Source organism: Vibrio sp. TRT 2004, from assembly GCF_050113735.1.
Lineage (GTDB): Bacteria > Pseudomonadota > Gammaproteobacteria > Enterobacterales > Vibrionaceae > Vibrio.
In genome coordinates this window covers 1-10,750 of sequence record NZ_JBNJOH010000073.1, presented here as the reverse complement: position 1 = coordinate 10,750, position 10,750 = coordinate 1, and the positions used below count along the sequence as shown (strand labels likewise).

Sequence of the window (10,750 nt, the reverse complement as noted above, 5' to 3'; positions counted from 1 at the left end):
ACGCCATCAGCGCTTTCACCATCGCTTGTAGCTCGGCAACATCTTGACTTTCTGGGTTGATATTTGGCGTCTTTTTCGAGGCGTTTATACCAGAGAGCAAAGCCTGTTTTATCCCAGTACAACACTTTGATTTTGTCGCGCTGTTTGTTGGTGAACAGGAATAGTGCGCCACTTCCTAAAGGTAAGTCGGTGTCACTTTCGATTATCGCAGCCAGGCCGTTGATAGACTTTCTAAAATCGACGCTTTCACGATAGAGATAAATCTCTGGAGCGTTGAGCATACGTTTCATGATAACGCACCGATAAGTTCTGCCAGATAGGTCGCTGGCGTGCCTTGTGGGATGCTCAGTTCAACATCGTTGACAATCAGTGTCATGTTGGCCACTGCAATGTGAGTGGCTTGATACCTAGTGGTTTTTTCGACGACTTCTGCTTTAACAAAGCCAACCGTGTTCGGTTTTTCGATGTGCTTTAACTGTTGGCGCTTAGCGTAAAAAGTGGAAAGGCTCAGTCCGTTACGTTCACAGAATAATCGTTGTGATAGCTGGCTAGATTCATAGTGTTCAAACAGGGTTCGCCATTCTTGGTTAGTGCGTCGTTTGGCCATTTCAAATCTCCTTTGGGTTGGAGATTTGATCTTATTATTCGGGCTAGACGATTAGAATGCGGGTTTTATGACGCGCTTACTCTAGATGCTTGAGAATGTGAGGTTACATATCAAATGCATTTCATCTAATTACGTTTAGTTGCAGCCTTACTGAACCCATTACTAGACCCAAAACTTCGAAAACGAAAAAGGGCGTAGCAAGTACTAACCTGCTACGCCCCGTAAAAAATGGCACGCCCTGTAGGATTCGAACCTACGACCACATCCTTAGAAGGGACGTGCTCTATCCAGCTGAGCTAAGGGCGCGCTACAGGGACAGGATTATACGAGTTCGAGGCGTTAAAACAAGAGCTTTTCTTAACATTCTGATCTGAATGACTAAAAAAAGGCCACTGAACTCTTATTTGATTAAAACCACCACAAAGCAAACGTTTGCTTATAGATGTTCGTCAAATAATTTGCGACAATGCGCTGCAAATACGTCGCCATTCATTTCTTAAGGAAAGTCATGACAGCTCAAAATATCGATGGAACTCTTATTTCACAAACTGTTCGTTCAGAAGTTGCAGCACGTGTTAAAGCTCGTAAAGAGGCGGGTCTTCGTGCACCAGGCCTTGCTGTTGTGCTCGTTGGTGAAGATCCTGCGTCACAGGTTTATGTCGGAAGTAAACGCCGTGCTTGTGAAGAAGTCGGTTTTGTTTCCAAATCATTTGACCTTCCAGCGACCACAACCGAGCAGGAACTGCTTGCGTTGATTGATGAGCTTAACGAAGATGCTCAGATAGATGGTATTTTGGTTCAATTGCCCCTTCCTGCGGGTATCGACGCCACTCATGTGCTAGAGCGCATCCACCCAGAAAAAGACGTTGATGGTTTCCACCCTTACAACGTTGGACGCCTAGCTCAACGCATCCCTAAGCTTCGCTCTTGTACGCCAAAAGGGATCATTACTCTACTAGACCGTTACAATGTCGAACTACGTGGTAAGCATGCCGTTATCGTAGGCGCATCAAATATTGTTGGCCGTCCAATGACTCTTGAGTTGTTGCTAGCAGGTTGTACAACAACAACGTGTCATCGCTTTACTAAGGATCTTGAGAGCCACGTTCGCCAGGCTGATGTGGTTGTAGTCGCAGTAGGTAAACCTAACTTTATCCCAGGTAACTGGATCAAAGAGGGTGCTATCGTAGTCGATGTGGGTATTAACCGTCTTGAATCAGGAAAGCTGGTCGGTGACGTCGAGTACGATAAAGCAAGAGAAAAAGCGAGCTTCATTACACCTGTACCTGGCGGTGTGGGACCAATGACAGTGGCAAGCTTAATCGAAAACACCATGCTGGCGTGTGAGCAGTTCCATACCAAGAAGAAATAGCGTAGAACTGGAGAAAGTTTGAAGGGTCGGTGCTTGGCGTCCAGACTATGTGGTACTGACACCTGTAATATACGTGTGAGGCGGATTCATATCTGCTCATGTTCTTTATTTCCTTCATTTGCTGGTTACAAACGAGGACATCTTGAACATGAGCGTTCTTCGGGCATAGCCCAAAGGAACGATCACCACCTTCTAAAGAAGGTGGTTTAAGGTTAGAAAAGAAAAAGGAGCTCTATGAGCTCCTTTGCTAACAAATTGATTCTCTACAGTGTAATTCTGTCCGCTAAATGACTAACAGCAAGTGCAAAGTAATAAGAGCGATTCCACTTCATCAATACATTGTAGTTGTTGTAAACCAGATAGACTCGGCCGTTGGCATTGTCTGGCGCCGTCAGCCACGCATTGACATTCACTTGTGGCAATGCGCTTCCATCGTAACGTGTGATACCAAGTTGATTCCACTGCGCTAAGGTTTTCTCTTTACCCTCGACACGTCCCTCTAGGTTCATGTCAAAACCCTTTGGCAGTTTTACCTGACGCCCCCAAGTGTAAGTATCGTTCCAACCTGACTGACTTAAATAGTTAGCGGCGGAAGCGAACACATCCGCTTCGGTGTTCCAAATGTCCTTCTTGCCATCCCCATTACCGTCAGCGGCAAAAGATAGGAACGAACTTGGCATGAACTGACATTGCCCCATCGCGCCAGCCCAAGAACCTTTAAAGTCCTCAACGGCAATATGACCCTGTTCAAGAATCTGCAGCGCCGCCATGGTCTCTTTACGGAAAAAGTCTTCACGACGACCGTCATAAGCCATCGTCGACAGCGCATCAATCACAGGGTAATTACCCGTAAAACGACCAAAGTTACTTTCTACGCCCCAGAGTGCAACGATAAACCGTGGCTGAACACCGTACTCTTCACCAATGCGACTCAGCTCAGCATAGTGCTCTTTGTAGAGCTCTCTAGCTTGTTTTACTTTCCAATCGGGCACTGCGCGTGGAATATACTCATCTAGGGTGAGTTTTTTCTCAGGTTGATTCTTATCGGCTTTCACCGCACGCGGTTTGTGGGTGACATTATCGAACGCTTGCTCAATAACCGCCTCAGAAATACCGTTTTGGCGAGCCTCAACTTTTAAACCTTCAACGTATTCCTCAAAGCTCACTTCATTAGCGAAAACCGATGAGGCGAGCGTGACCCCTAGAGCGACTGACATTAGTTTTTTCACATTGCCCTCCTTGAGCAACAGAATCTAACAGTCCGAATATAATTTTATTCTTCTTCAGACTGCTGACGAGCTTGTTTTTGCTCTTTATATTCATCGAGTAAATTTTTCGGTGGTGGCGGTAGTTGAAGGAAAAAACCGTCATCTTTCAGTGACTGCTTCACTTTCTCTACGTCTACTTGAGCCAGTGTACGCCCCTCTAACTTCACCACCATAACCATAATAGGTTTGCCAAACATCTGCATTAATGTGTCAGGAACTTGTGAGAAATCATCCTTTTTAGGGATATATAAGTAAGCACCTTCTTTTTTAGAACTTTTGTATATTGCACAAAGCATTGGAAGCCTTTTATCGTTTTAATTCATGGAACGTCAATGTTTCGCTATTTTTTTAAGCAAAACGGTCAATTGGGCACAAGATAACTTGCTGAGCTTATTCTAGGAATATAACATGACAACCCTAGTCTCAGGCAACGCCCTTAAGAGGTTGTACGTAAAAGATGTCAAATACTCCAGACCTAAAAGGCAGTAGCTTCACTTTGTCAGTTTTGCACCTTTCTGACAACGATGTGGAAAAAACTATTCATTTCTTACAACAAAAGGTCGAGCAAGCCCCTGCTTTCTTCGCTCACGCGCCCGTGGTAATCAATATCGCGAAAGTAGAAAGCGATCTTGACTTTTCGAGGCTAAAACAAGGCATATCTCAAGCTGGGATGATTCCTGTCGGCGTTACTGGCTGCAAAGACAAGCGTACGCAAAACTTGGCTTCTGAGGCCAACTTTGCTGTGATGTCTACCAGTAAGTCGCCTACTCAAGCACCTGCAAAAATGAGCGCGACAAAAATTGTTCGTACTCCAGTTCGCTCAGGGCAACAGATCTATGCCAAAGACAGCGATCTTATCGTACTGAATCATGTCAGTGAAGGAGCTGAGGTTATCGCAGATGGTTCTATTCATATCCTCGGAACACTTCGTGGCCGAGCGATTGCCGGCGCAAGTGGGAACACTGGTGCAGTCATCATCTGCAATAAACTTAATGCCGAATTAATGTCGATTGCCGGACACTACTGGCTTACGGAGCAATTCTCCGAAGAGTTCTGGCAGCAAAAAGTTATGTTCAGTTTGAACGACGACTCGCTCAAATTCGAGTTGTTAACGATTTAATATTATAAGGAACACATAATGGCACGCATTATTGTTGTCACATCAGGTAAAGGCGGGGTGGGTAAAACAACCTCCAGCGCCGCTATCGCATCAGGCCTGGCTGTAAAAGGAAAGAAAACCGCGGTTATCGATTTTGATATCGGCCTACGTAACCTTGATTTAATCATGGGTTGTGAGCGTCGCGTTGTGTACGATTTCGTTAATGTCATCAATGGTGAAGCAACATTAAACCAAGCTTTGATTAAGGACAAACGTACCGACAATCTATTCATTCTTCCTGCTTCACAAACACGTGATAAAGACGCACTAACCAAAGAAGGCGTGCGCCGCGTTCTTGATGAGCTGGATGAGATGGGCTTTGATTTCGTTATCTGTGATTCACCTGCTGGTATCGAGCAAGGCGCTCTGATGGCGCTATACTTTGCAGATGAAGCCATTGTGACCACCAATCCAGAAGTCTCTTCAGTACGCGATTCAGACCGTATTTTAGGTATTCTCGACTCTAAGTCACTTCGTGCCGAAGAGGGGCTTGAGCCTGTAAAACAGCATCTGCTGCTTACACGTTACAACCCTGCTCGCGTTAATCAGGGTGAAATGCTTAGCGTTGAAGACGTAGAAGAAATTCTGCATATTTCGCTTCTTGGGGTTATTCCAGAAAGTCAGGCTGTGCTGAACGCTTCAAACAAAGGTGTACCAGTCATTTTTGATGATCAGTCAGATGCAGGTATGGCCTATGATGATACGGTAGAGCGTCTGCTTGGCCAGCAAGTGGATTTCCGCTTCCTGACCGAACAGAAGAAAGGGATTTTCAAACGACTTTTCGGAGGCTAAATGTCATTACTAGAGTTTTTCCGTCCGCAGAAAAAAAGCTCGGCCAACTTAGCCAAAGAGCGTTTACAAATCATCGTTGCAGAGCGTCGCAGTCAAAGCGACCCTGCACCGTCTTATCTGCCTCAGCTAAAGGAAGATATCCTTAAAGTCATCGGCAAATACGTCGCGGTTGATCCATCAATGGTCGACCTATCTTTTGAGCACAAAGATGATGATATTTCCGTTCTTGAGCTCAATATTAAGCTTCCAGATGACGAAAAATAGAAGCTAGAAGCTAGAAGCTAGAAGCTAGAAGCTAGAAGCTAGAAGCTAGAAAAAAGGGTTGACGTGAGAGCGTCAACCCTTTTCTTTTAAATTCAGGTAATTAAGCTTAAATATCAGCAAGCGCTGCCTGCAACTTTCGATTCACTCATCACAAGCTCCTCTCGAAGGACGAAGTCCGGTCTATAATCTCGTAGGGCGCAGCCCGTTCTCGGAGCGTAGCGTTCTAACCTCTCGCATCTCAAAAAAAAGCCCCAGTCTTTCGACTGGGGCTTGGTCTTTTCCCGATAAGTAGGTTTCGTGCTAGCGAAAACCTATCTCAAACTGAATCTTACTTATTACGCTTCAGCTTTTGCTTTTTTCGCTTTAGGCGCGTCTTTCGCTACTTGGTCAGCTTTCTTTTTGATAACTGTAGTACCTTCGAAAGTTTCACCTTCTACGAACGCTTTACCGTAGTAAGAAGCAAGTAGAACTTCTTTTAGTTCAGTGATTAGTGGGTAACGTGGGTTCGCACCTGTACATTGGTCATCGAACGCTTCAACTGCTAGTTCATCTAGTTTAGCAACGAAATCAGCTTCAGATACACCAGCCGCTTGGATAGACATTGGGATATCTAGGTTAGCTTTTAGTTCATCCAACCATGCTAGTAGACGTTCAATTTTCTGAGCAGTACGGTCACCTTCTTGGCTTAGGCCTAGGTGGTCAGCAACCTCAGCGTAACGACGACGTGCTTGTGGACGGTCGTATTGAGAGAATGCAGTCTGCTTAGTTGGGTTGTCGTTCGCGTTGTAACGTACCACGTTAGAGATTAGTAGTGCGTTCGCCAGACCGTGTGGTAGGTGGAACTCAGCACCAATCTTGTGCGCCATAGAGTGACAAACACCTAGGAATGCGTTCGCAAATGCTACACCAGCGATAGTTGCTGCGTTGTGTACTTTTTCACGAGCGATTGGGTCGCCTGCACCGTTCGCGTAGCTTGATGGTAGGTACTCTTTTAGCATCTTAAGTGCTTGTAGAGCCTGACCGTCAGAGTATTCGTTCGCTAGAACTGATACGTAAGCTTCTAGAGCGTGAGTTACTGCATCGTAACCACCGAATGCTGTTAGAGACTTAGGCATGTTCATAACAAGGTTAGCATCAACGATAGCCATGTTTGGCGTGATTTCGTAGTCAGCTAGTGGGTACTTAGCACCAGTCTTGTCGTCAGTAACAACCGCGAATGGAGTAACTTCTGAACCCGTACCTGAAGTTGTAGTGATACATACAAGCTCAGCTTTCTTACCCATTTTAGGGAACTTGTAGATACGTTTACGGATGTCCATAAAGCGCATTGCAAGTTCTTCAAAGTGAGTTTCTGGGTGCTCGTACATTACCCACATGATTTTCGCAGCATCCATCGGAGAACCACCACCTAGAGCGATGATTGTGTCTGGTTGGAAGCTCTTCATTGCTTCAGCACCTTTCTCTACTACAGATAGAGTTGGATCTGCTTCTACGTCGAAGAACGTTTGAACTTCCATGCCTTGAGCTTTAAGTAGGCGCACTACGTCATCTGCATAACCGTTGTTGAATAGGAAACGGTCAGTTACTAGGAATGCGCGTTTCTTACCTTCTAGGTCGCTAAGTGCGATTGGAAGGCTACCACGACGGAAGTAGATAGACTTAGGTAGTTTGTGCCACAACATGTTTTCAGCTCGCTTCGCTACAGTTTTCTTGTTGATTAGGTGCTTAGGACCTACGTTCTCAGAGATAGAGTTACCACCCCATGAACCACAACCTAGAGTTAGAGAAGGTGCAACGTTGAAGTTGTACAGGTCACCGATACCACCGTGAGTCGTCGGGATGTTGATTAGGATACGAGCAGTCTTCATCTTGTCACCGAAGTAACGGATGCGGTCTGCATTTACGTCTTGGTTAGTGTATAGACCAGACGTGTGACCGATACCACCGATCTCTACCATTGTTACCGCTTGAGCAACTGCGTCTTCGAAGTTGTCTGCACGGAATAGACCAAGCGTTGGAGATAGTTTCTCGTGTGCAAATGCGTCGTCGTAAGAGACTTTGCCTAGACCTTCACCAACTAGAACTTTAGTGTCAGCTGGTACTGATACGCCTGCCATTTCAGCGATTGCTGGAGCTGGTTGACCAACGATTTTCGCGTTTAGTGCACCATCGATAAGAAGAACTTTACGAACTTTCTCTGCTTCTGCTTTGCTTAGAACGTAAGCTTTGTGAGAAGCGAAACGCTCTTTAACTTCGTCATATACTTCATCAACAACGATTGCAGCCTGCTCAGAAGCACATACTACGCCGTTATCGAAAGTTTTAGACATTAGGATAGATGCTACAGCACGTTTGATGTCTGCTGTTTCATCGATAACTACAGGAACGTTACCTGCACCTACACCGATTGCTGGCTTACCAGAAGAGTATGCTGCTTTAACCATGCCTGGACCACCAGTTGCAAGGATAAGAGCGATGTCATCGTGCTTCATAAGAGCGTTAGAAAGCTCTACAGATGGCTGGTCGATCCAACCGATGATGTCTTTTGGAGCACCTGCTGCTACTGCTGCTTCTAGAACAAGTTTCGCTGCGTCGTTAGTAGAGTTCTTAGCACGTGGGTGTGGTGAGAAGATGATACCGTTACGAGTCTTCAGAGAGATTAGAGATTTGAAGATCGCTGTAGAAGTTGGGTTAGTTGTTGGTACGATACCGCAGATGATACCTACTGGTTCAGCGATAGTCATAGTACCTAGGTTGTCATCCTCTTCAAGGATGCCACATGTTTTTTCGTCTTTGTATTTGTTGTAGATAAACTCAGAAGCGAAGTGGTTCTTGATTACTTTATCTTCAACAATACCCATACCAGATTCTTCAACCGCTTGTTGAGCTAGCGGGATACGAGCTTGGTTAGCTGCAAGAGACGCAGCGCGGAAGATTTTGTCTACTTGCTCTTGAGAGTAAGTAGCGAACTCTTCTTGCGCTTTCTTGACGCGAGCAATCATTGCATCTAGTTCAGCCATATTAGTTACAGGCATAGGGATTCTCCTAAAATTAGCAAATATTAAAAACTTTTTATTAAGAGTGCTGTTCGGAAGTCTTCTTTGTCAGCAATCAGAACAGGCTTCTTAGTAAATTGCTTTCAAGGCTGAGTATATTATTTCAGGTTGTGAAAAAAATTGACCCAGATCAGTTCTGAAAAACTATTTACCCAATAAGTGGTACACCAATCCCAAAAACAATCGTAACCTAATGATAAATAACAATTTAGATCACATTTTATTGTTGAACAAAAATAAAGCAAACAGTCAGACAACCACGAAAAATCTCAACATCTTGTAAAAAAGTTTCATTTTTTGGCCACAAACTTACATGTAGTCCACAAACTTTGTGCTACTGAGAGTATATCCAATGGACCATTTCTCTCTACAATTGGACTTATTTTTTATTGAAAATGTGCAATTGTTAACGTTTGTGTAAACATCAGCCCGCAAGCTTGTTCATTCTACGTAACAAAGTGTGTCATTTGTGTTTACTATTCTTTCAATAATAAGATTTTCTCAGTAATGAAAGAGGTTCTGCTTTAGTTTTTTTCATTCGTCGATGAATATATTTTCGACTATATTCCGCAAATGACCTGTTCCCTCTGTTGATTACTTTTAGGATCACGAATGCAAACGTTCGAAATCGCTATATTTTTGCAGTTCTTTCTTGGCTTGGTGGCGGCGGTTAACCCCGTTGGGATCATGCCGGTATTTGTTTCATTGACTGGGCATATGACTCAGGAAGAGAAGCACAAGACTGCCGTTACCGCTAACATTGCCGTCGCAATTATTTTGGTTGTCTCGCTACTCGCCGGACAAATGCTATTGGATATGTTTAGCATCTCTCTCGATTCGTTTCGTGTTGCCGGTGGCCTGCTGCTGCTAAGTATCGCCTTCTCGATGATGAGCGGTAAATTGGGCGAAGATAAGCAGAACAAGCAGGAGAAAACCGAATACGTCAGCCGCGAACAGATTGGTGTGGTTCCACTGGCTATGCCTTTGATGGCCGGTCCGGGTGCGATCAGCTCAACCATCGTCTACGGTTCTCGCTACCCTGCGATGTTCGACACTATGGGGATCATCGTCACTATCCTGCTATTCAGTCTTTGTACTTGGCTGTTGTTCCGCTCAGCGCCTTTAATTGTTCGCTTTCTTGGCCAAACCGGAATCAACGTCATCACTCGTATCATGGGTCTGATCCTCGGTGCACTGGGTATAGAGTTTATCGCTAACGGTCTGCGTAACCTGTTCCCGGGTTTAGCCTAATCTCGCTATCTTCTGGTATGATGTTGCCATTCATTTCGTGTTTAACAATGACAGTGCAACATCATGCCTCGCAAGCCTTTTAAACATCATTTGTATGTGATCATTTTCGGCACCCATACCCCTGCCGGTCGCGCCTTTGATATCGCGTTAATTTTTGCCATCATCGCTTCACTGGTGGTTCTAATCCTCGAGTCTCTGCCAAATGTGATGACAGAGTGGTCACAAGAGCTACGCTACATCGAATACACATTTACTGCGCTGTTCACCATAGAATATCTGCTGAGGCTCTATTGTTCCCCTAAGCCAAGCTCATACGCCACCAGCTTTTATGGTGTCGTTGACCTACTGGCGATCTTACCCACTTATCTGGCTATCTTTTTCCCAGGTGCGTCATTTATGGGCGTGGTGCGACTGTTACGTGTCATGCGTATTTTCCGTATCCTCAAGCTGGTCCGCTACCTGCAAGACTCGAACATCCTTTTACGTTCTCTGCTGATGGCTCGCCGTAAGATCATCATCTTCTTTAGTACGGTTGGCATCTTAGTCACTATCTTTGGTGCACTGATCTTTGTTATTGAAGGGCCAGACAATGGCTTCACGAGTATTCCGAAGAGTATTTACTGGGCGATTGTAACCATCACCACTGTCGGGTACGGAGACATGGTGCCACAAACACATATAGGTAAAGCGATCGCTTCGTTAACCATGCTACTGGGTTACTCTATCTTAGCGGTTCCAACCGGGATCATCACCGCAGAACTGAGCAGTGAGATGAACGCCCATAAGCAATTAGTCAAATGTCCTAACTGTAATCGTTCCGGTCATGATTCAGATGCCCTTCACTGTAAACATTGTGGTAGTGAGCTGGCGGACCCGGATAATAGAGTGGTGGTTGGGGAAGAATAGAAGCGAGAAGCGAGAAGCGAGAAGCGAGAAGCGAGAAGCGAGAAGCGAGAAGCGAGAAGCGAGAAGCGAGAAGCG

At 45.1% G+C, this 10,750-nt stretch carries 10 protein-coding genes, 1 tRNA gene and 2 pseudogenes; 6 read left to right on the top strand and 7 right to left on the bottom strand.

Going from position 1 to position 10,750, the window contains the following annotated elements:
* Positions 1-107: 107 nt before the first annotated feature.
* From tnpB to ACQEXR_RS19190, 3 genes and pseudogenes are all read right to left on the bottom strand, one after another.
* A pseudogene (tnpB, locus tag ACQEXR_RS19200) lies at positions 108-281 on the bottom strand (IS66 family insertion sequence element accessory protein TnpB); the annotation flags it as partial.
* Positions 282-286: 5 nt separating this feature from the next.
* Complete coding sequence (gene tnpA / locus ACQEXR_RS19195; protein ID WP_427020941.1) at positions 287-607, bottom strand: IS66 family insertion sequence element accessory protein TnpA; 321 nt, start codon at positions 605-607, stop codon at positions 287-289.
* Positions 608-836: 229 nt separating this feature from the next.
* Positions 837-913 (bottom strand) — tRNA-Arg (locus tag ACQEXR_RS19190).
* A 202-nt stretch (positions 914-1,115) separates the two neighbouring features.
* Between ACQEXR_RS19190 and folD the strand changes: the two genes are divergently transcribed.
* Positions 1,116-1,979, top strand: a complete 864-nt coding sequence (gene folD, locus ACQEXR_RS19185; protein WP_269376082.1) for a bifunctional methylenetetrahydrofolate dehydrogenase/methenyltetrahydrofolate cyclohydrolase FolD — start codon at positions 1,116-1,118, stop codon at positions 1,977-1,979.
* Positions 1,980-2,013: 34 nt separating this feature from the next.
* Here the strand turns inward: folD and ACQEXR_RS19180 are convergent.
* The 3 genes and pseudogenes from ACQEXR_RS19180 to ACQEXR_RS19170 form a co-directional block, all read right to left on the bottom strand.
* Positions 2,014-2,079, bottom strand: a pseudogene (locus tag ACQEXR_RS19180) (IS200/IS605 family transposase); the annotation flags it as partial.
* A gap of 163 nt (positions 2,080-2,242) precedes the next feature.
* The gene (locus ACQEXR_RS19175; protein WP_138971567.1) at positions 2,243-3,208 is read right to left on the bottom strand and encodes a lytic murein transglycosylase; all 966 of its coding nucleotides are present in this window, start codon (positions 3,206-3,208) and stop codon (positions 2,243-2,245) included.
* A gap of 44 nt (positions 3,209-3,252) precedes the next feature.
* Positions 3,253-3,543 (bottom strand): YcgL domain-containing protein, encoded by a 291-nt coding sequence (locus tag ACQEXR_RS19170; RefSeq protein WP_269376086.1) that lies wholly within the window; start codon positions 3,541-3,543, stop codon positions 3,253-3,255.
* 161 nt (positions 3,544-3,704) lie between these two features.
* On the opposite strand from ACQEXR_RS19170, the gene minC reads away from it, so the two are divergent.
* From minC to minE, 3 genes are read left to right on the top strand one after another with little or no spacing between them, the layout of a single operon-like run.
* Positions 3,705-4,367 (top strand): septum site-determining protein MinC, encoded by a 663-nt coding sequence (gene minC, locus ACQEXR_RS19165; protein ID WP_331418476.1) that lies wholly within the window; start codon positions 3,705-3,707, stop codon positions 4,365-4,367.
* Between the two features lie 18 nt (positions 4,368-4,385).
* Entirely contained in the window at positions 4,386-5,198 is an 813-nt protein-coding gene (minD, locus tag ACQEXR_RS19160; protein ID WP_138971564.1) for a septum site-determining protein MinD, read from the top strand.
* On the top strand, positions 5,199-5,462 hold the full coding sequence (gene minE, locus ACQEXR_RS19155; protein WP_138971563.1) for a cell division topological specificity factor MinE: 264 nt from the start codon (positions 5,199-5,201) through the stop codon (positions 5,460-5,462).
* Positions 5,463-5,797: 335 nt separating this feature from the next.
* Here minE and adhE read toward each other — a convergent pair whose 3' ends face one another.
* Positions 5,798-8,497, bottom strand: a complete 2,700-nt coding sequence (gene adhE, locus ACQEXR_RS19150) for a bifunctional acetaldehyde-CoA/alcohol dehydrogenase (RefSeq protein ID WP_331418473.1) — start codon at positions 8,495-8,497, stop codon at positions 5,798-5,800.
* Positions 8,498-9,130: 633 nt separating this feature from the next.
* On the opposite strand from adhE, the gene ACQEXR_RS19145 reads away from it, so the two are divergent.
* Positions 9,131-9,769: a YchE family NAAT transporter gene (locus ACQEXR_RS19145; protein WP_138971561.1), complete on the top strand. Its 639-nt coding sequence runs from the start codon at positions 9,131-9,133 to the stop codon at positions 9,767-9,769.
* A 63-nt stretch (positions 9,770-9,832) separates the two neighbouring features.
* The gene (locus ACQEXR_RS19140; RefSeq protein WP_427020940.1) at positions 9,833-10,675 is read left to right on the top strand and encodes an ion transporter; all 843 of its coding nucleotides are present in this window, start codon (positions 9,833-9,835) and stop codon (positions 10,673-10,675) included.
* Positions 10,676-10,750: the final 75 nt, after the last annotated feature.

Excerpts from the sequence above, each read along its gene's own strand:
- tnpA (WP_427020941.1), bottom strand. The coding sequence starts at position 607 with ATGGCCAAACGACGCACTAACCAAGAATGGCGAACCCTGTTTGAACAC.
- ACQEXR_RS19140 (WP_427020940.1), top strand. The coding sequence starts at position 9,833 with ATGCCTCGCAAGCCTTTTAAACATCATTTGTATGTGATCATTTTCGGC.
- minD (WP_138971564.1), top strand. The coding sequence starts at position 4,386 with ATGGCACGCATTATTGTTGTCACATCAGGTAAAGGCGGGGTGGGTAAA.
- adhE (WP_331418473.1), bottom strand. The coding sequence starts at position 8,497 with ATGCCTGTAACTAATATGGCTGAACTAGATGCAATGATTGCTCGCGTC.
- ACQEXR_RS19145 (WP_138971561.1), top strand. The coding sequence starts at position 9,131 with ATGCAAACGTTCGAAATCGCTATATTTTTGCAGTTCTTTCTTGGCTTG.
- minE (WP_138971563.1), top strand. The coding sequence starts at position 5,199 with ATGTCATTACTAGAGTTTTTCCGTCCGCAGAAAAAAAGCTCGGCCAAC.
- ACQEXR_RS19170 (WP_269376086.1), bottom strand. The coding sequence starts at position 3,543 with ATGCTTTGTGCAATATACAAAAGTTCTAAAAAAGAAGGTGCTTACTTA.
- minC (WP_331418476.1), top strand. The coding sequence starts at position 3,705 with ATGTCAAATACTCCAGACCTAAAAGGCAGTAGCTTCACTTTGTCAGTT.
- folD (WP_269376082.1), top strand. The coding sequence starts at position 1,116 with ATGACAGCTCAAAATATCGATGGAACTCTTATTTCACAAACTGTTCGT.